Raw genomic sequence first — 18223 nt, 5'->3', positions numbered from 1 at the left:
CGACCCTGGCGTGACCAGCCGGGCTGGTTAGCGCCAACGACGTGGCATGCGATTGCATGCGTGAATCGACCGCAGCATTGGCATACCACGTCGGAAGGCCTGTCTCCCCGTCAGGCCATCCCTTCTCCCCTCTTTCATGTCCCGCCCTTTCCTGCGCAATTCGCTCGCTCTGCGCATTGCCCTGCCGCTTGTCTTGATCGCACCGGTCTTCTGGTTTGCCGGTTGTGCGACGCCGCCTGCGCGCCCGCAAGCCGAACCGCTGCCCGACAACGAAGTCGTGCAGACGCGCCCAGGTGCCACGCCGCGCGAAAAGATGATCGAGATTGCCCTGACCGAATGGGATCGGTGGGGGCGCCAGGTGGTGCGCGTGGGGCGCGACGATACGTATTGCGTGGCAGGTGGCGGTTTTCCTGACCAGCCGCAAGGCCGTTGGCTGACACCCGACGACCCCACGCCCGCCCCGTCCGATGAAGAAAGCGGTACCGACATGCCGCTGCCCAAGGCGGTTGCCGCGCCTGCTGCACCAGCCCAGGCACCCTGTCTGCGTTATCCGGACGGCACGGGCGGCGAAGCCACCGCGCGCGGCTGCATGCTGGCCAAGCGCTACTGGGGCATCGTCGGCAAGACACCGACCTGCCAGCAGTTGACCACCGGCGGCTGGGCGTGGTCTGCGGTGTTCATCTCGTGGATCATGCGCAAGGCCGGCTTGCAGAACGATCAATTCCTGACGGGCGCCACGCACGCGGAATACGTGACCGATGCGCGCGACCATCTGCTCAAGCATCCCGCCTTCGTGCTCGAACGCACGCCGGCCGTGCCACGCCCGGGCGACCTCATCTGCACCGCACGCGGGGCCGACCGCTTCATGACGGATCCGGCCGAGATCCAGGCCGGCAGAACGCCCATGCACTGCGATCTCGTTGTCGAGGTGGACCCGGTGCGCCATGAAGTGAAATCGATTGGCGGCAACGTGCAGCAATCGGCTTCGATGAGCATCACCGAGTTGAACGAAGCCAACCAACTTGATCCGTACACGAATTCGGTCATGCAGTGGTTGGTGATCCTGCGTAACCAGCTGCCCTAGCAGACAGCGGATGTAACGTGGTTTGACGTCCGACGCAAATTAATTAACATGTGAATTACTAAAGCGCCGGCAGCCCGACCGGCGCATGGCCCCTGCGATCAGGAGACAGGTCATGACGGTGTTTTCGCTTTCGCCCGATTCCGGTTCGGACATCCAAGCCCATCGCCCGACCTGGTGCGGCCCAAGAGAATGGGGGGCGCGCGTGAAGCTGGCGGCGTGCTATCGCATCTTTGCGCAGCTGGGCTGGACCGAACTCATCTACAACCACATCACGCTGCGCCTGCCACCCGAAGATGGCAGCGCCGACGATGGCGGCCCGCATTTCCTCATCAACCCGTTCGGCCTGACCTATGCAGAGGTTTGCGCGTCGAACCTCGTGAAGATCGACCTGCAGGGCAATGCGCAGCGCGCGCCGGGTCAGCCGGACTGGCCCGTCAACCCGGCCGGCTTTACCGTGCATGCCGCCATTCATGCGGGTATTCCGGGTGCGCATTGCGTGATGCACACCCACACGACCGCCGGCATGGCCGTCGCCTGCGCGCGCGATGGTCTGTCGATCAGCAATTTCTATGCGGCGCAGTTGCACGGCAAGGTCGCGTATCACGACTTCGAGGGCATCACCGTGCATGCCGATGAAGGGCCGCGCCTGGTCAGGAACATCGGTGACAAGCCCGCGGTCATCTTGCGCAACCACGGGCTGCTGGCTTGGGGCGATTCGATTGCGCGGGCGTTTGCGGTGCTGTGGCTGCTCAACCGCGCATGCGACATCCAGCTCGCTTCCACATCGATGGGCCCGGTGTTGGAGATTCCCGAAGCGATTGCGCGCAACTGCACGCGCGATTCGCTGCAGTTCAACCCAAACTTTGGCGCAGGCGAAGATGTGTTCGCAGCACTGATGCGCACCATCGACCGCATCGATCCTTCTTTCCGAACCTGATCACATGACACGCATTTGCATCGTGGGCGCCGGCGCTGTCGGCGGCTATCTTGGCGCGAAGCTCGCGCTGGCAGATCAACCGGTCAACGTGCTGGCGCGCGGTGCGACGCTTCAGGCATTGCGAGCCGAAGGACTGCGCCTGACCGAAGAAGGCAATACACGGTCTGTGCCGGTGCACGCGAGTGACGACGCGCGCGCGTTCGGTGTGCAGGACGTCGTGATCGTTGCTGTAAAAGCTCCCGCCATGGAAAGCGTGGCGCAAGGCATTGCTCCGCTCATCGGCCCCGAGACCTGTGTGGTGGTGGCGATGAACGGCGTCCCATGGTGGTTCTTTGATCGGCACGGGCCGCTGGAAGGCCTGCGCCTGCAATCGGTGGATCCACACGGACGCATTGCGCAGGCCATTCCAACGAAGAACGTACTGGGTTGCGTGGTGCATCTGACGTGTTCAACGGCGGCACCAGGACACGTACGTCATGGGTTCGGTAAGCGATTGATTCTTGGCGAACCCGCAGGCGGCACCTCATCACGCCTGGATGCACTCGGTGCGCTCTTTGAACGCGCTGGTTTGCAGATCGAACGCAGCGAAGCCATTCAACGCGATATCTGGTTCAAGCTGTGGGGCAACATGACGATGAACCCGGTGTCGGTGCTCACGGGCGCGACGTGCGATCGCATTCTCGATGATCCACTGGTCAGCGCGTTTTGCCTCGGCGTCATGGAAGAGGCCAAAGCAATTGGTGCACGCATCGGCTGCCCGATCGAGCAGAGCGGCGAAGAACGCGGCGCGGTGACGCGTCAACTCGGCGCGTTCAAGACGTCGATGCTGCAGGATGCAGAGGCCGGACGCGGCCCGCTGGAGGTCGATGCGCTGGTGGCGTCGGTGCGGGAGATCGGTCAGCATGTGAGCGTGCCGACGCCGCAGATTGATGCCCTGCTGGGTCTGGTGCGCCTGCACGCCCAGACCCGCGGGCTTTACTGAAGAGAACGCCGCATCACGGCGCGAGCGCAGGATGCTTCAGCGCATGTGCCGTTTCAATCCACTGCTGGTGATACGCGGCATCGTCGCGCTTGAGACCCAGTTCGCCGTTCTGATACGCCATCGCCAGAGCTTGCACGGCCTCCGGCAATTCGTGCTCGGCGGCGTCCTGGTACAACGCCAGCGCGCGGGCTTCATCGCGTGGCACACCATCACCGTCGCGGTAGGCATTCGCCAGCATGAACATCGCTGCCGGAATCTCGTGGCGGGCAGCACGATCAAACCAGTGTGCAGCCTGTGTTGTGTCGACAGCCGTGCCGTAGCCGCTGCGATACATCACGCCCAGGTAGTACGCCGCGGCCGCGTCGCCCTTGTCAGCGGATTGACGCAGCAGGCGCAGCGCGCGCGGGTAGTCGCGTTCCACACCGCCGGTACCGAGCAGCAGCGCCTTGCCCAGCGATAACTGCGCACGTGGGTCGCTCGATGCAGCGGTTTCAAGCCAGCGCATCCCTTCGTTCCGCAAGGCGCCGTCGTGCGCGCTGAGCAAGGCTTCGCCCAACGCTGACTGCGCCGGCACGGAGCCGCTGCGTGCGCGCTGACGCAATTGCTGCAGCGCCTCGGGCTCCATCGCTTGCACGACCATTGCGCGCCACGATTCCAGCTGCGTGGCATCGACGGCGGGTGCCTGGCGCGCATGCGACAGCCAACCGCCTGCCGCCACGATGATCGCCAGCGCGGCGGCCACGGTGAGCATCGGCACCGACTGTCGCGGAGATTCCATGGCCGGTGCACCCGCCCATGCGGAACGAAGAGATGGCATCGTCGGCTCCTGCTTACTGCGTCAGGTCGATCTGGTACACCGCCAAGCCCTTGCCCGAACCGTCATCCGCAGCCACCTGTGTGACGTTGGTGATGCCGGCGGCCGTGGCGCTGGCCAGCTTGTTGGGCGCAGACGTGAACTGCACCTGCGCCACCGACGTCGCCAGCTTCGTGAAGCGCCAGCTGCGCTGCGAGCCGTTGGTGGCACGCTTCACGCTGCCGATCTTCTTGATGTAGCTGATCAGCACGTCGCGGTTGGCATCGGGCGACGCATAGATCGTCTTGCTGCCATCCAGGCCCGGGAAGTTGCCGCCGCCGCTTGCCCGGTAATTGTTGGTTGCCACGATGAACTGTGCCGCCGGGTCGAGCGCCACGCCCTTGTACATCAGGTTCTTGATGCGGCTGCCGACCGGTTGCGTGACGTCAATCTCATACGTCAGGTCCGGCGTGGTGAACATGTCGAAGTTGTAGCCCGGGAACGTGCTCACCAGCTTCTGCACCGTCGCTTGCGTCGGGTCGATGGTGTTGAAGCGCTTGGCTGCCGTTTCCAGCCAGTTCTTGATGTCGGAGCCCGCCACCTTCACGGCGTAGACCGTGTTCGGGTACAGATACAGGTCGGCCGCGTTGTTGATCGCCAGCGGGCCGGCCGCCACATCGGTGAAATCCGTACCGCCACCAAAGCCGCTCTTGAACGGCGCGCTCACCGACAGCACCGGCAGCGACGCGTACTGCGGCAGGTTCGCCTGAACGTACGCCGACACGTAGTCAGCCTGTGCCTGGTTCACGATCTCGATCGCACCCGGATCGCCCACGTCGGCAAAGTATGTGCTCATGTTGAAGTCGGTGCTGCCCACCGGCGTCTTCACGTAGTTGATCGTCGCCTGGTGTTCGGTGGCGATGGCGGCGGAGACCGTCGGGTCGGCCGCTACGTACGTCTTGTCGGCGTTCTGAATCGAGCGCGCTTCCACCGTGGTCTGCGTCTTGTCCACGGCCCAGTTCGTGCCGTTGAACGTCAGGCCCAGCTTGATCACGCCGAGGTGCTTGCCCCAGTAGTTGGCCATTACAGTCGGCACGCCGTTCACGGTGCCGGCCACCTTGTCCACACCCGGCAGGTTGAACTGGCTGACCGTGCTCTTTGCATCCGGGAAGAGCTGGTGCGAGTGGCCGATCAACATGGCGTCGATGCCCGGCACGGTGGACAGCCACCAGCTGCCGTTTTCCATCGTCGGCGAATACGTCGAGTTATCCAGGCCGCCGTGCGAGATCGCCACCACCAGGTCGGCGCCCTTCGCGCGCATCTCGGGGATGTACTTGGCCGCCGTTTCCTTGATGCCGACGGTGTAGACCTTGCCGTCGAGCCAGCGCTTGTCCCAGCTCGTGATCGTGGGCGGCGTAAAGCTGATGATACCGACCTTGACCGGCGCGCTGATCGTGCTGCCATCCGGCGCCGTGGCCGTTACCGTCTTGGTGATGATCGTGTACGGCTGGAAGAGCGGCGCGTTGGTCTTCGCGCTCACCACGTTGGCCAGCACCTGCGGGAAGGCCGGGCCTGCGCATTTCTGCTGCGTGGCCGGATCGGGCAGGCCATCGACGTTGAACGTATTGCCCGTGACCTGCGACAGATACGGCAGGCCATAGTTGAACTCGTGGTTCCCGATACCGCCGCCGTCGTACTTGGCGGCGTTCATTACCTTGTAGATCGCCAGCGTCTGGTCGCAGGTGATGGGGCTCACCATGGCCTGGTAATCCGACAGCGCGGTGCCCTGGATGGTGTCGCCGTTGTCCAGCAGCAGCGTATTCGGGAATTGCGTGCGCGCCTGATTGATGAGCGTCGCCACGCGCTCGAAGCCGAGCGAATTGTCGGCAGCAAGCTTGAAGTAGTCGTACGACAGCACGTTGGTGTGCAGGTCGGTCGTTTCCAGCACGGCCAGCGTGGCCTTGGTGCCCGCGGGGGCAGCGCTGGCGGCAGGCGTGGTCGGAGTATCGTCGCTGCCACCACAGGCAGCCAGCGACATCGACAAGAAAACAGCAAGCGGCAACGCCGCCGAACACAATGGTCGGACTCGCATGAACTTCTCCCTGAAGTCTATTTTTGGTATGCGAACTACGGACTGCGGAATGCGATTGCTGCTGAAGCGAATGACAAGCAGACGCGCACGCAAAACCGGGGGAACCGTTTGCGCAACGCGAGAGGACAACAGACTGGACCGGGGGGCTCAGAAGCGAAGAAGTATCGAAAGCGCGCATGACGATGCCGTGACCGTCGGATGACATTTGCGCGTGGCGCCCGCCATGCGGAGATCGGCGCCGGCTGTGCGTCTCAGCCGGGTGGCCGATCGGCGGCTTCAAAAAATTCAAGGCGCTTCGTCAACAACGTTAGAATGAGCCCATTTTTCCGCGTAGCCGTTCTATGTCCCAGAAGAAAGCGCCGCTGTTCGAGATCCGCAGCGGCACCGTCGATGCCCTGCTGCTGTCGCCGCGCACCGCCGACATGGACGCCCTGGCCGCCGAGCTCACGCGACGCTTTGCCGACACGCCGGAGTTTTTCTCCAACGACGTCATCGCCATCGATGTGCGCCGCCTGGCGGAAGACGAGCGCCTGCCCATCGACCGTTTGGTGGAGACCCTGACCGCGCTGCGCGCCCGCGCGATCGGCGTGGTTGCCAGCCCCGAACAGGCCGGGTGGGCCCAAGCCTTTGGCCTTCCGCTGCTCGATAGCCACGGCCGCCGCCCGCGTGGCGGAAATGACGCCAAAGATGCCGACCGCAATGACGCGCAGGACGCACAGGATGCGCCCGAGCACGCCCAGGCCGCTGAAGCCCCCGCCTCCACTTCCGCTATTCCTCCCGCCGATGCCGCGGCTATGCAGCCCGGCACGATGATCGTCGATCGCCCGCTGCGTTCGGGCCAGCGCATCTATGCGCGCGGCGACCTCGTCGTGCTCGATCTGGTGAGCGACGGCGCCGAGGTGATCGCCGAGGGCAACATCTACGTGTATGCCTCGCTGCGCGGCCGTGCGCTGGCAGGTGTGAAGGGCAACCTGGACGCGCGCATCTTCTGCACGTGCCTGGAGCCCCAACTGATTTCCATCGCCGGCATCTACCGCACCGGCGAAACCCCGTGGCCCGACGCCTACGCCAGCAAGCCTGCGCAGGTCCGGCTCGCGGACAACACGCTGGTTTTCGAACCGTTGCGGATGAAGTGACGCACCCCGTGCGCCGAGCGATTTAACTTACAGAGTTACGAGCCATGACCAAGATCATCGTAGTCACCTCCGGCAAGGGCGGCGTCGGCAAGACGACCACCAGTGCGGCGTTTTCCGCCGGCCTTGCGCTGCGCGGCCACAAGACCGCCGTCATCGACTTCGACGTCGGCCTGCGCAACCTCGACCTCATCATGGGCTGCGAGCGCCGCGTGGTGTATGACCTGATCAACGTGATCCACGGCGAGGCCAACCTGAACCAGGCCCTCATCAAGGACAAGAAGTGCGAAAACCTCTTCATCCTCCCCGCCTCGCAGACGCGCGACAAAGACGCGCTCACGCGTGAAGGCGTCGAGAAGGTGATCGAAGGCCTGAAGGAAATGGGCTTCGAATATATCGTCTGCGATTCGCCGGCCGGTATCGAGTCGGGTGCGCTGATGGCGATGTACTTTGCCGATGAGGCCATCGTGGTGACGAACCCGGAAGTCTCTTCCGTGCGCGACTCCGATCGCATCCTGGGCATCCTGTCGTCCAAGTCGCGCCGCGCGGTGGAAGGCAAGGAGCCGATCAAGGAACACCTGCTGCTCACGCGCTACAACCCGAAGCGCGTGTCCGAAGGCGAGATGCTGTCGCTGACCGACATCCAGGAAATCCTGCGCATCAAGCTGATCGGCGTGATTCCGGAATCGGAAGCTGTGCTACAGGCGTCCAACCAGGGCACGCCCGCCATCCACATCGAAGGCTCCGACGTGGCGAATGCCTACCACGACGTGATCGATCGCTTCCTGGGCAAAGAGAAGGAACTGCGCTACGTCGAATACAACAAGCCGGGCTTCCTGCAGCGCCTGTTTGGCGGCAGCGGTAAATAAGGAGACGCACATCCATGTCGATTCTGTCTTTCCTGCTCGGCGAGAAGAAGAAGACTGCAAGCGTTGCCAAAGAGCGCCTGCAGATCATCCTCGCCCATGAACGTACCGCCAGCGGTGCGCCCGCCGACTACCTGCCCGCGCTGCAACGCGAGCTGGTGGCCGTGATTTCGAAGTACGTGAAGATCGGCAACGACGACATCAAGGTCAACCTCGAGCGCCAGGACAACCTGGAAGTGCTTGAGGTGAAGATCGAGATTCCGCAGGCCTGATCGCGCCTCAGCGCACACGAATGATGCGGCCCGCCGGTGCCTCCGGCGCGGGCGGCATCGGCCCCACATAGGCGGCTCTCGGGCGGATCAACTGCCCCGCCGCGCGCTGCTCCAGCGCGTGCGCAATCCAGCCTGCCGTACGCCCTGCGGCAAACAGGCCAAAGCCTGAACCTGCCGGCAGCCCGAACACACGCCGGGTGGCCACCAGCGCGAAATCCACCGATGGCCCATCGCCCGTCAATCCGGCCACGGCATCCATCACCGTTTGCAGCCGCTTGCGTACCGCACCCGTCTTCGGCAGGTGTGCCAGGATCGCTTCCGCCCGCGGGTCGGCATGGCGATACAGCGGGTGGCCAAAGCCCGGCAGCGTATCGCCGCGATCCAGCCGACGACGCAAAGCCGTTGCCACGGAGCGCTTCCCTTCCAGCTCGCTGAGCAATGCCTCCACGCGCGCCGTGGTGCCGCCATGCCGGCCACCGGTGAGCGCAGCCAAGCCCGCACTGACCACGGCGCCCAGGCTGGCGCCGGTCGATGCAACCACGCGCGCCGCAAAGCTCGAGGCATTGAGTTCGTGATCGGCGCAGAGCACCAATGCGACGCGGATGGCCTCGGCGGCGTGCGCGTCAAGGTTCCATGCCTGCTGGCATTGCAGATGCACGGGCGCGGTGTCAGGCTTGCGGCCGAGCATGGCGGCAAACACCACGCGCAGGAGGGCACCGGCATCGCGCGCCGTGCGTGCGGAATCCTGGCGCCATGCAGCTTCGTCGAGTGCCGGCAAGGCAAGCGTGCACAGCGCCATGCAGCGTTGGCGGATGTCCGCGTCTGCCAACGACGTGAGCGCCGCGTACCAGCTCTTCGGCAACACCGGCGCGGGCACCTTGAAGGCAACCCCTTCCTCGCATTGCCACAACCGCGCCGCAACGGTTTCCAGCGTGGCGCGTTCGGCCAGTTCCAAGGCGGGCACGCCCCGATAGAACAACCGCCCGTGATCGATGAGTGTGATGGCCGATTCCATGACGGGCAGACCCCAGTCCAGCGCATGGCGCACCATCTGACGCGGGCGCCGTCCGCCGGAACGCTGATCGGCCAGCCGAGCCACGTCGGCCTCGCGGTAGCGGCTGCCGCGTCCGTCGGGCGACGGATACGCCGACAGCAGCCCGCGGCTTACATAGGCGTACAGCGTGGGGCGCGAGACGTGCAGGCGCTCGGCAGCTTCGGCGGCATTCAGGTAGGTGGTCATCGGGCCGATAAAGTGGACGGCAATCGAGGTTGATCAGTCTAGTCAATGTTGACGCTATCGGCGGCGCGGGACTGTAATGGCCGCACCTTCCTTGCCGAGCCCCGCCATGCCGTCACCCGTTGCTGATGTGGTTGATCCTTCCATGCAGACTGTCAGCCCGACCGACGCACTGAGCCAATTGTGGACCGTGCTCGGCCAGCCGACCGATGTGCTGTCGCGTGCCACACTGACCGGCGCCGAGCCGGCGTTGCCATCGTCGTTTGCCGTGGGCACGCTGGCGCAGAGCACCATTGCCGCTGCCGCACTGGCAGCCGCACAGGTCGACACGTTGCGCAGCGGGCGACAGCAAACCGTATCGGTCGACATGCACCACGCCGCGCTGCAATTCCGCTCCGAGCGCTACTTCCGCGTCGAAGACCAGTTGCCGCCGGAGCCGTGGGACAAGATCGCCGGGCTCTACCGCTGCGGCGATGGCCGTTGGGTGCGTCTGCATACCAACTTTGCGCATCACCGTGACGGTGTGCTGAAGTTGCTCGGCTGCGCGTATGACCGGGACGCCGTGGCCGCCGCGCTGAACCAATGGAAGGCCGAAGCGTTTGAAGAGGCGGCGGCGCAGGCGGGCATGGTCGTCACTGCCGCACGCACATTTGAAGAGTGGGACGCGCACCCCCAAGGCATTGCCGTGGCGGGGCAGCCGCTGATGACGATCGAATGCATTGGCGATGCGCCACCGCAGCCGCTGCCGGAGCATGCCGACGGCCGCCCGCTCTCCGGCGTGCGCGTGCTCGACCTCACGCGCGTGATTGCCGGCCCGGTCTGCGGCCGGACGCTGGCCGCGCATGGCGCCGACGTGCTGCTCGTGACAGCGCCGCATCTGCCTGCCATTCCGCCGCTGGTGATCGACACCGGGCGTGGCAAGCGCTCCGCGCAGCTTGACCTGCGCGATGCGGCCGGGGCCGCGCAACTCCGCACGCTGCTGCGCGACGCCGACATCTTTGTGCAGGGGTATCGGCCCGGTGGTGTGGCAGCGCTGCAGTTTGGCCCCGAGCAGGTCGCGGCCCTGCGCCCGGGCATCATCTACGTGAGCCTGTGCGCCTACGGCTATGAAGGCCCCTGGGCCAATCGCCGAGGCTTCGATTCACTCGTGCAGACCGCCAGCGGCTTCAACTGGGCCGAAGCGCAAGCCGCCGGTGAGGCCAAGCCGCGTCCGCTACCCGCACAGGCGCTGGACCACGGCGCTGGCTATCTGATGGCGGCTGGCGCGATGACGGCGCTCGCACGCCGCATGACGGAGGGCGGCAGCCGGCACGTGCGTGTGTCGCTCGCGCAGACGGCGCACTGGCTGCGCAGCTTCGGCCGTATTGCCCACGGCTTCGATGCGGCTGACCCGCGCTATGAAGATATCGGCGCGTATCTGGATACCGCGCCTTCCGGCTTTGGCGCGCTCACTGCGCTGCGTCACGCGGGGCGGCTCTCCGATACGCCGCCGCACTGGACGCTGCCCAGCGTGCCGCTGGGGACGCATCCCGCGCGGTGGTAGCATTCGCGCCTACCGTTTTCTCCGCCCGCGCCTGATACTCCGGGCGCACATGGCCCGCCGATGCTCAGTTACCGCCACGCCTTCCACGCCGGCAATCACGCCGATGTCCTCAAGCACGCCGTGCTTGTGCAGATGCTCGATTACCTCACGCAGAAGGACAAGCCGTTCTGGTACATCGACACGCACGCCGGTGCCGGCCTCTACGCGCTGGACCACGAATGGGCGCAGAAGAAGGCCGAATTCGATACCGGCATCGGCCCTTTGTGGCGCGCGGCCGCAGGCGGCGAAACGCTGCCGCCGCTGCTCGATGCCTACCTCGACCAGGTGCGCGAACTGAACCCGAACGGCGAACTCAGGCACTACCCTGGCTCGCCGTGGCTGGCGTGGCAGATGCTGCGCGACGCCGATCGCCTGCGCCTGTTCGAGCTGCACAGCTCCGAAATCAAGGTGCTGTCCAACAACTTCCGCGGTGCAGGCCGCAAGGTCATGCTGTACGACGGCGATGGTTTTGCCGGCATCAAGGCGATCCTGCCGCCGCCGCCGCGCCGTGCGCTGGTGCTGATCGATCCGTCCTTCGAAGACAAGCAGGATTACGCCCGCACCGTGCAGGCCTTGCAAGACAGCCTGCAACGTTTTGCGACCGGCATGTATGCGGTCTGGTATCCGCTCGTGCAGCGGCGCGAAGCCGCGCAATTTCCCTCGCGCCTGAAGCAGCTGCGACCGGCGGACTGGCTGCACGTTACGCTCACCGTGAAGCATCCGGTTGAGGGTGGCCTAGGCTTGCACGGCAGCGGCATGTTCATCGTCAACCCGCCGTGGACGCTGAAGGCGCAACTGCAGGAAGCCATGCCCACGCTGGTGCGCCTGCTCGGCCAGGACGACGGCGCCAAGTTCATGCTGGAAGGCGAATCCAGTTAAGCCTTCGGGCGGCGTGACGCCCGCATGTCACTCCCCTGCCACGTGCCCGTGCTACCTAGTCGGGCTTAGACTTGTACTGCGTTGCCCAAGCGCGGCGCCCCTCTCGGCAATATCCGCAAGATCGGCAGGAGCAACACACCATGAGCGAACGCGACGCAGCCCGGCAGGCGCGCCTGCAGGAAGACCTCCTCGACACGCTTGATGAAGAGCTGGAGATGGAAATCGACGACCACCTGCTCGGCGGGGGCGAAGGCATCAGCGATGAAGCGCGCGAAACCCGGCGCATGTACTTCCGCGAGCTGTTCCGCCTGCAAGGCGAACTCGTCAAGCTGCAGGACTGGGTGATCGAGACCGGCCACCGGCTGGTGGTGATCTTCGAAGGGCGCGATGCCGCCGGCAAAGGCGGCGCCATCAAACGCATCACGCAACGGCTGAACCCGCGCGTGTGCCGCGTGGCCGCGCTGCCGGCGCCCACCAACCGCGAACGCACGCAGTGGTACTTCCAGCGCTACGTGGCGCACCTGCCCGCCGCCGGCGAGATCGTCCTGTTCGACCGCAGCTGGTACAACCGCGCCGGCGTCGAGCGCGTGATGGGCTTCTGCACCGACGAGGAATACGAAGAGTTCTTCCGCTCCGTGCCCGAGTTCGAAAAGATGCTGGCACGCTCCGGCATCCAGATCGTCAAGTACTGGTTCTCGGTCACGGACGAAGAGCAGGAAGTGCGGTTCCAAAGCCGCATCGACGATCCGCTCAAGCAGTGGAAGCTCAGCCCGATGGATCTGGAAAGCCGCCGCCGCTGGGAAGCCTATACGCGTGCCAAGGAAGTGATGCTCGAGCGATCGCACATTCCCGAATCGCCGTGGTGGGTGGTGCTGGCCGACGACAAGAAGCGCGCCCGCCTGAACTGCATCCACCATCTTTTGGGCCAGGTGCCTTACCACCCGGTGCCGCATTCGCCGGTGCTGTTGCCCGAGCGCGTGCACCATGCGGAGTACATCCGCCACCCGGTGCCGGAAGAGATGATCGTGCCGAACGTGTACTGATCAGCCGGTACCTCCGTCAGCGAAAGAAAGGGCGGCCTGCGCGGTCGCCCTTTTTCCGTCAATGCGCGTTCAGACGTTCAGAAGAGCGCGCGGAACAGGCAGTGCAAGCCGCCTGCCTGCGCGATCCATGCGGGCAACGCCACCCAGGCTGCGCGCGGTTTTCATTGCGTCCTGGAGCCATTGGCTGCCCTCGTTTCGTGTCGAATCCGTGTCCGTTGATTGCCCAAATTACACCGTCGGGCGGATCTCAAAACCCGGTACGGGCGCCTCATGATCGCCCGTGATTACGTCCAGTTGCGTGACCTGGGCGCTGTCCGGCCCTTCCCACATCCATTCCCGCATGCTCAGCACATTGGCCTCGGGGCCGGCCAGGAAGGCCTCGACGGCGCCGTCGCGGCGATTGCGTACCCAGCCGCGCAGACCCAGCAGGCGGGCGCGCTGGACACACGCGGCGCGATAGCCCACGCCCTGCACACGGCCCTGTACGGTAATGATCACTTGCGCAATGACGGCCATGGCGGGTCTCCGAAGCAACCGGGCGATGTGTTGGATAAAACATGACAAACCGGCGCTGTCGTATCTCTGTCACATTTCTGGAATGTGACGTCGTCAGACTGACAACCGCGCGGCGGGCTCTGACGTTACGCAAGGTAAACTAGGCGGCTTGCCGCCGGGTGCCAAGCAACGCTTTCGCAAAGCACCGCGCCCAGCCCCGCACGCCATGTATTGCGTCTCGGCCCAGGCCTTGAGGCGCCCAAATTTCGTCCGCGGTTTCCGTCCCGGTTATCCAAGATGCAGCAGAACGACAACGAAACCACCATCCGGGGCCGCTTGGGTACCACCTTCGGTACCAACCTTGGCGTCAATTTCGGCAACCTGCTGACGGCGCCGCCCAACCGGTTTGACCTGGCGCTGCTGCCGATCATCCTGGCCGCCATCGTGCTCGTGGCGTATGCCGCCAAGCAGATGAACGTGCCCTACACGCCCGGCGAACACCTGGACGTCAGCCTCGACGTCATTGAACTGCCTTATTACCTGCTGCGCACCAGCATCCGGATGCTGCTGGCGCTGGGCGCGTCGCTGGCGTTCTCGTTCGCGTTTGCGGCCATCGCCTCCAAGAACCGCACGGCCGAGAAGGTGATGGTCCCGGCGCTGGACATCCTGCAATCGATTCCGGTGCTGGGTTTCCTGTCGATCACGGTCACAGGCTTCATTGCGCTGTTTCCGGGCAACCTGGTGGGCGTGGAGTGCGCGGCCATCTTCGCCATCTTCACGTCGCAGGCGTGGAACATGGCGTTCTCGTTGTACCAATCGTTTCGCACCATCCCGATTGACCTGGAAGAGGCGGCTACGGTGTTCCGCCTGTCGAAGTGGCAGCGGTTCTGGCGCCTGGAAGTGCCGTTCGCCATGCCGGGCCTGCTGTGGAACATGATGATGTCGATGTCGGGCGGCTGGTTCTTCGTGGTCGCGTCGGAAGCCATCTCGGTGTCGGGCCACGACATCAAGCTGCCGGGCATCGGTTCGTACATCTCACTGGCGATCCAGCAGCAGAACCTGCCGGCCATCGGCTGGGCCATCCTGGCGATGCTGATCGGCATCATCCTGTACGACCAGCTGCTGTTCCGCCCGCTGATTGCCTGGGCGGACCGTTTCCGCTTCGACGCGATGTCGTCGGAGCGCGAGCCGCAATCGTGGCTGCTTGACCTGCTGCGCCGCTCCGAGTGGGTCAAGGCGCTGCTTGAGCGCACCGCCGCGCTGGCCGAGCGCACGCTTTCCTGGGGTGCCGAGCGCACGCGCCCCACCGCGGCCGGCGGCAACGGATTCCTGCCGCGCTTCCCGTGGTCGCACCGCGTGGCCGATGTGATCATCATCCTGGCCGCGCTGGTGGCGGTGGCGCATGTGCTGCAGTTCGTGCGCTCCGAGGTGGGCTGGGCCGAGGTCGGCCACGTCTTCTGGCTCGGCTTCCTGACCATGGTGCGCGTGATCCTGCTGATTGCGCTGGCTGCGCTGGTCTGGGTGCCGATCGGCATCCGCATCGGCCTGAACCCGAACGTGGCCCGCATCGCCCAGCCGGTGGCGCAGTTCCTGGCGGCGTTCCCGGCCAACCTGATGTTCCCGCTGGCGGTGATGCTGATCGCGCGCTTCGCGCTCAACCCCGAGATCTGGTTGAGCCCGCTGATGATTTTCGGCACGCAGTGGTACATCCTGTTCAATGTGATTGCCGGCGCGTCGGCCATCCCGACCGAACTCAAACTGGCCGCCCGCAACTTCGGCCTGCGCGGCTGGCTGCTGTGGAAGCGCTTCCTCATCCCCGCGGTGTTCCCCAACCTGCTCACGGGTCTGGTGACGGCCGCCGGCGGCTCATGGAACGCCAGCATCGTCTCCGAATACGTGTCCTGGGGTGATCGCACGCTGGTGGCAACGGGCCTGGGCAGCTACATCGCCGAGATGACGGCCAAGGGCGACTTCCCGCGCATTGCGCTCGGGATTGCCGTGATGAGCCTGTTCGTGGTCGGCTTCAACCGGCTGCTGTGGAACCGCCTGTACGACATCGCCCAAGAGCGCACCCGCCTGTAAGAACAGGCTCATGATCCTACTGCGCACCCCGATCTTGAGCGCGTTCTAAGACGACCTTATTTAGCTGAGAACACACATGGTTACCACCAGCACCCATAGCCCGAGCGCTGAAAGCGTCATGGAGCTGCGCGGCGTCTCGAAGATCTTCCGCACCGCAGACCACACCGACCGTGCCGTGCTCGAAGGCCTGGACCTCAACCTGCGCCAGGGCGAGATCGTCGCCATGCTCGGCAAGTCGGGCTCGGGCAAATCGACGTTGCTGCGCATCATGGCGGGCCTGGTGCGCGCCGATCGCGGTCAGGTGCTGTTTCGCGGGCGCGAGTACAGCGGCCCTGTGCAGGGCATTGCGATGGTGTTCCAGTCGTTTGCGCTGTTCCCGTGGCTGACGGTGCAGCAAAACGTGGAGCTGGGCCTGGAAGCGCAAGGCGTGCCCAAGGCCGAGCGCGAAGAGCGGGCCGAACAGGCCATCGACCTGATCGGCCTGTCGGGCTTCAACAGCGCCCTGCCGCGCGAACTCTCTGGCGGCATGCGCCAGCGTGTGGGCATTGCACGCGCGCTGGTGACCGAACCCGACCTGCTGCTGATGGACGAAGCGTTCTCGGCGCTCGACGTGCTGACCGGCGAAAACCTGCGCGACGAAATGCTCGACCTGTGGGAAGACCGCCGCACCAATATCAAGAGCATCCTGATCGTCTCGCACAACATTGAAGAGGCGGTGATGATGGCGGACCGCATCGTCATCCTCTCGAGCGATCCGGGGCGTATCCGCGCCGAGGTGCGTGTGCCGTTCCCGCGCCCCCGCAACCGAGATTCCGCCGCGGTGCGCAACCTTATCGACGAAGTGTATGGGCTGATGACATCGCCGGAGCGCGTGGGCGTGCATGTGGGCGTGGAGCCCGCTGCCGAGCAGCTTGCCTACCGCCTGCCCGATGCCGAGATCGGCCAGATGGAGGCCATCCTGGACCTGCTGGTCGAAGCGCCGTTCAACGGCCGCGCCGACCTGCCACACCTGGCAGAAGAAGCCGGCGTGACCGACGACGACCTGCTGCCCGCCTGCGAAGCGCTGGCGCTGCTGCAACTGGCCACCATCGAGCGCGGCGACATCATCGTCACGCCGTTCGGCAAGACCTACATGGAAACCGAACCGCCCGAGCGTAAGGTGCTGTTCGGCCAGAAGCTGCTGGAGCGCGTGGCCCTGGCCGCGCACATCCGCGCCGAGCTGGAAGCCAACGAAGACGGCGAGATCCGCGAAGAGCATGTGCTGCGCGAACTTGAGGCGTACCTCAAGCCCGAAGAAGCCGAGCGCGTGCTCAAGATCGGCATCGAATGGGGCCGTTACGGCGAGGTGTATGAGTACGTCTACAACACCGGCATGCTGACCCTGCCCCGTGAAGAGCGCGAGGAACGCGAGGAGCGTGAGGCGCAGGAAGGTGGGGATAACGTGCAGTAAGAGCACGTTGCCGCTGACGTCAGAAGAGCCGCTCGATGCGGCTCTTTTTTCATAGTCGCTACCGTTTGTAACGCCCGTCAACGATGCCGCGAACCACGCCGTTTTGCGTGTGCGGGCATCGATTCTCGCAAGCCCGCTCGCTCCAGCCTGCCCCCGCCAGCCGTCCTTTGCCGCCCCGTCCCGGAGGTCGAAATGCGTCGTGCGTACATTCGAACGTTATTAGCCGTTTCGCTGGCCGTCGGCGCAGGCTTCGGCCTGGTGCATGCGGCCCGCGCCTGCGAGATTCCCGCACCTGTCCAGACGATCGATCCACCCGGCTTTTACGACGACGCGGCCGGCTATGCCCGCGACGTGAAACCCATGCGCAATTTCATTGCGCACCTCAACGCCTCAGCCGACAAGGGAGATTGGACCTGCGCCCTGAACCAGCTGCGAACCTGGGCCGATGCCGACGCGCTGATGGGCAAGATTTCCGGCTATCAGGGCCACTACGAGCGGTCGTGGGCCGGAACGGATTTCGCCATGGTGCTGCTGCGCATGCCGAGCGACGTCCGCAGGCGAAACCAGGCGCAGCTCGATGCCATCGCACCGTGGCTCGAGCGCATTGCGATCGCCACCCGCAACGCCGAGGCGATCAATCATCTGCATAACAATCTGGTGTATTGGGCCGGCCTCAACCTGATTGCCATCGGCACCGCAACCGACAACAGCGACCTGATCAACTCCGGACTCCTGCGCATTCGCGAGGGCATCCGCGATATCGGCCCGGACGGCGCGCTCGCACGCGAGGTCAAGCGCGGGGACCGTGCGCTGCACTACCACACGTTCGCGCTCATTCCGCTGGTGTTTGCCGCCGAGCTGGTGCAGCGGCGCCATATCGACCTGTACCGCGAGAACGACCACGCGATCGACCGCCTGGCGAATCTCGTGATCAATGCGGTGATCGACCCGGCGAGCTTCGAAAAAATCACGCCGATCAAGCAGCAGCTGTTTCCGTGGACTTTCCAGGATGAGCTGTGCTGGATGGAGCCCTACTATGCCCACGTGCGAGACCCACGCCTGCCTGCGCTGATTGCGCCACGCCGCCCGTTTTCGGAATGGCGGCTTGGCGGCAACGTGACGGCGGCATGGGGCGCGGAGCTGCCCGGCCATTGACCCGTGCCCGACGCTGGCTCGGGGCGGGCCGTTCTTTGCCACCGCACAGCGTTTGTCCCCTACCCGTCATCCCCTCGCCCCCCTAAGCCCCGCGCCCACCGACATGTGGTATGAGGCTTGCATAACACTTCGCAAACAACA

At 64.9% G+C, this 18223-nt stretch carries 16 protein-coding genes; 12 read left to right on the top strand and 4 right to left on the bottom strand.

The features are described from left to right. Positions 1-136 precede the first annotated feature (136 nt). From ACUXH0_RS07215 to ACUXH0_RS07205, 3 genes are all read left to right on the top strand, one after another. On the top strand, positions 137-1084 hold the full coding sequence (locus ACUXH0_RS07215; protein WP_012436748.1) for a DUF2272 domain-containing protein: 948 nt from the start codon (positions 137-139) through the stop codon (positions 1082-1084). 112 nt (positions 1085-1196) lie between these two features. After that, complete coding sequence (locus ACUXH0_RS07210) at positions 1197-2021, top strand: class II aldolase/adducin family protein (protein ID WP_012436749.1); 825 nt, start codon at positions 1197-1199, stop codon at positions 2019-2021. 4 nt (positions 2022-2025) lie between these two features. Continuing rightward, positions 2026-3003 carry a 2-dehydropantoate 2-reductase gene (locus ACUXH0_RS07205; RefSeq protein WP_182593848.1) on the top strand — a complete coding sequence of 326 codons (978 nt, stop codon included), beginning with the start codon at positions 2026-2028 and terminating at the stop codon, positions 3001-3003. Positions 3004-3016: 13 nt separating this feature from the next. On the opposite strand, the gene ACUXH0_RS07200 is transcribed toward ACUXH0_RS07205, so the two are convergent. Together ACUXH0_RS07200 and ACUXH0_RS07195 are read right to left on the bottom strand one after the other, a co-directional pair. After that, entirely contained in the window at positions 3017-3820 is an 804-nt protein-coding gene (locus ACUXH0_RS07200) for a tetratricopeptide repeat protein (RefSeq protein ID WP_012436751.1), read from the bottom strand. 13 nt (positions 3821-3833) lie between these two features. Beyond that, positions 3834-5888, bottom strand: coding sequence for a bifunctional 2',3'-cyclic-nucleotide 2'-phosphodiesterase/3'-nucleotidase (locus ACUXH0_RS07195; RefSeq protein ID WP_024973944.1), 2055 nt, complete (start codon positions 5886-5888; stop codon positions 3834-3836). Positions 5889-6229: 341 nt separating this feature from the next. Here ACUXH0_RS07195 and minC point away from each other — a divergent pair, with 341 nt between their 5' ends. The 3 genes from minC to minE are packed head-to-tail and all read left to right on the top strand — an operon-like array spanning position 6230 to position 8159. Then, positions 6230-7024 (top strand): septum site-determining protein MinC, encoded by a 795-nt coding sequence (minC, locus tag ACUXH0_RS07190; protein WP_024973943.1) that lies wholly within the window; start codon positions 6230-6232, stop codon positions 7022-7024. 44 nt (positions 7025-7068) lie between these two features. Beyond that, positions 7069-7890: a septum site-determining protein MinD gene (gene minD, locus ACUXH0_RS07185; protein WP_012436754.1), complete on the top strand. Its 822-nt coding sequence runs from the start codon at positions 7069-7071 to the stop codon at positions 7888-7890. 14 nt (positions 7891-7904) lie between these two features. Next, on the top strand, positions 7905-8159 hold the full coding sequence (gene minE, locus ACUXH0_RS07180) for a cell division topological specificity factor MinE (protein ID WP_004628536.1): 255 nt from the start codon (positions 7905-7907) through the stop codon (positions 8157-8159). A 7-nt stretch (positions 8160-8166) separates the two neighbouring features. On the opposite strand, the gene ACUXH0_RS07175 is transcribed toward minE, so the two are convergent. Continuing rightward, a complete protein-coding gene (locus tag ACUXH0_RS07175; protein ID WP_182593847.1) occupies positions 8167-9399 on the bottom strand; it encodes a citrate synthase family protein in 1233 nt (410 codons plus the stop codon). A 106-nt stretch (positions 9400-9505) separates the two neighbouring features. Here ACUXH0_RS07175 and ACUXH0_RS07170 point away from each other — a divergent pair, with 106 nt between their 5' ends. From ACUXH0_RS07170 to ppk2, 3 genes are all read left to right on the top strand, one after another. Next, entirely contained in the window at positions 9506-10939 is a 1434-nt protein-coding gene (locus tag ACUXH0_RS07170) for a CoA transferase (RefSeq protein WP_182593846.1), read from the top strand. A 60-nt stretch (positions 10940-10999) separates the two neighbouring features. Continuing rightward, a complete protein-coding gene (locus tag ACUXH0_RS07165; protein ID WP_182593845.1) occupies positions 11000-11857 on the top strand; it encodes a 23S rRNA (adenine(2030)-N(6))-methyltransferase RlmJ in 858 nt (285 codons plus the stop codon). A gap of 140 nt (positions 11858-11997) precedes the next feature. Next, positions 11998-12900, top strand: coding sequence for a polyphosphate kinase 2 (ppk2, locus tag ACUXH0_RS07160; protein WP_004628529.1), 903 nt, complete (start codon positions 11998-12000; stop codon positions 12898-12900). 228 nt (positions 12901-13128) lie between these two features. On the opposite strand, the gene ACUXH0_RS07155 is transcribed toward ppk2, so the two are convergent. Further along, positions 13129-13416 (bottom strand): acylphosphatase, encoded by a 288-nt coding sequence (locus ACUXH0_RS07155; protein WP_009239507.1) that lies wholly within the window; start codon positions 13414-13416, stop codon positions 13129-13131. Positions 13417-13692: 276 nt separating this feature from the next. On the opposite strand from ACUXH0_RS07155, the gene ACUXH0_RS07150 reads away from it, so the two are divergent. The 3 genes from ACUXH0_RS07150 to ACUXH0_RS07140 all read left to right on the top strand — a co-directional run bounded on the left by ACUXH0_RS07150 (position 13693) and on the right by ACUXH0_RS07140 (position 18082). Then, on the top strand, positions 13693-15477 hold the full coding sequence (locus ACUXH0_RS07150; protein ID WP_004628526.1) for an ABC transporter permease: 1785 nt from the start codon (positions 13693-13695) through the stop codon (positions 15475-15477). Positions 15478-15553: 76 nt separating this feature from the next. Beyond that, complete coding sequence (locus ACUXH0_RS07145) at positions 15554-16927, top strand: ABC transporter ATP-binding protein (protein ID WP_182593844.1); 1374 nt, start codon at positions 15554-15556, stop codon at positions 16925-16927. Positions 16928-17119: 192 nt separating this feature from the next. Next, positions 17120-18082, top strand: a complete 963-nt coding sequence (locus ACUXH0_RS07140) for a mannuronate-specific alginate lyase (RefSeq protein ID WP_182593843.1) — start codon at positions 17120-17122, stop codon at positions 18080-18082. Positions 18083-18223 lie beyond the last annotated feature (141 nt).

The organism is Ralstonia sp. 110700041-2 (genome assembly GCF_056280165.1).
This window is presented reverse-complemented; position numbering and strand designations above follow the sequence as displayed.

Bases quoted from the DNA above. Each gene is read 5' to 3' on its own strand.
- ACUXH0_RS07200 (WP_012436751.1), bottom strand. From the start codon at position 3,820: ATGCCATCTCTTCGTTCCGCATGGGCGGGTGCACCGGCCATGGAATCT.
- ACUXH0_RS07165 (WP_182593845.1), top strand. From the start codon at position 11,000: ATGCTCAGTTACCGCCACGCCTTCCACGCCGGCAATCACGCCGATGTC.
- ACUXH0_RS07215 (WP_012436748.1), top strand. From the start codon at position 137: ATGTCCCGCCCTTTCCTGCGCAATTCGCTCGCTCTGCGCATTGCCCTG.
- ACUXH0_RS07140 (WP_182593843.1), top strand. From the start codon at position 17,120: ATGCGTCGTGCGTACATTCGAACGTTATTAGCCGTTTCGCTGGCCGTC.
- ACUXH0_RS07145 (WP_182593844.1), top strand. From the start codon at position 15,554: ATGGTTACCACCAGCACCCATAGCCCGAGCGCTGAAAGCGTCATGGAG.
- ACUXH0_RS07195 (WP_024973944.1), bottom strand. From the start codon at position 5,888: ATGCGAGTCCGACCATTGTGTTCGGCGGCGTTGCCGCTTGCTGTTTTC.
- ACUXH0_RS07150 (WP_004628526.1), top strand. From the start codon at position 13,693: ATGCAGCAGAACGACAACGAAACCACCATCCGGGGCCGCTTGGGTACC.
- ppk2 (WP_004628529.1), top strand. From the start codon at position 11,998: ATGAGCGAACGCGACGCAGCCCGGCAGGCGCGCCTGCAGGAAGACCTC.
- ACUXH0_RS07175 (WP_182593847.1), bottom strand. From the start codon at position 9,399: ATGACCACCTACCTGAATGCCGCCGAAGCTGCCGAGCGCCTGCACGTC.
- minC (WP_024973943.1), top strand. From the start codon at position 6,230: ATGTCCCAGAAGAAAGCGCCGCTGTTCGAGATCCGCAGCGGCACCGTC.
- ACUXH0_RS07155 (WP_009239507.1), bottom strand. From the start codon at position 13,416: ATGGCCGTCATTGCGCAAGTGATCATTACCGTACAGGGCCGTGTGCAG.
- ACUXH0_RS07210 (WP_012436749.1), top strand. From the start codon at position 1,197: ATGACGGTGTTTTCGCTTTCGCCCGATTCCGGTTCGGACATCCAAGCC.
- ACUXH0_RS07205 (WP_182593848.1), top strand. From the start codon at position 2,026: ATGACACGCATTTGCATCGTGGGCGCCGGCGCTGTCGGCGGCTATCTT.
- minD (WP_012436754.1), top strand. From the start codon at position 7,069: ATGACCAAGATCATCGTAGTCACCTCCGGCAAGGGCGGCGTCGGCAAG.
- ACUXH0_RS07170 (WP_182593846.1), top strand. From the start codon at position 9,506: ATGCCGTCACCCGTTGCTGATGTGGTTGATCCTTCCATGCAGACTGTC.
- minE (WP_004628536.1), top strand. From the start codon at position 7,905: ATGTCGATTCTGTCTTTCCTGCTCGGCGAGAAGAAGAAGACTGCAAGC.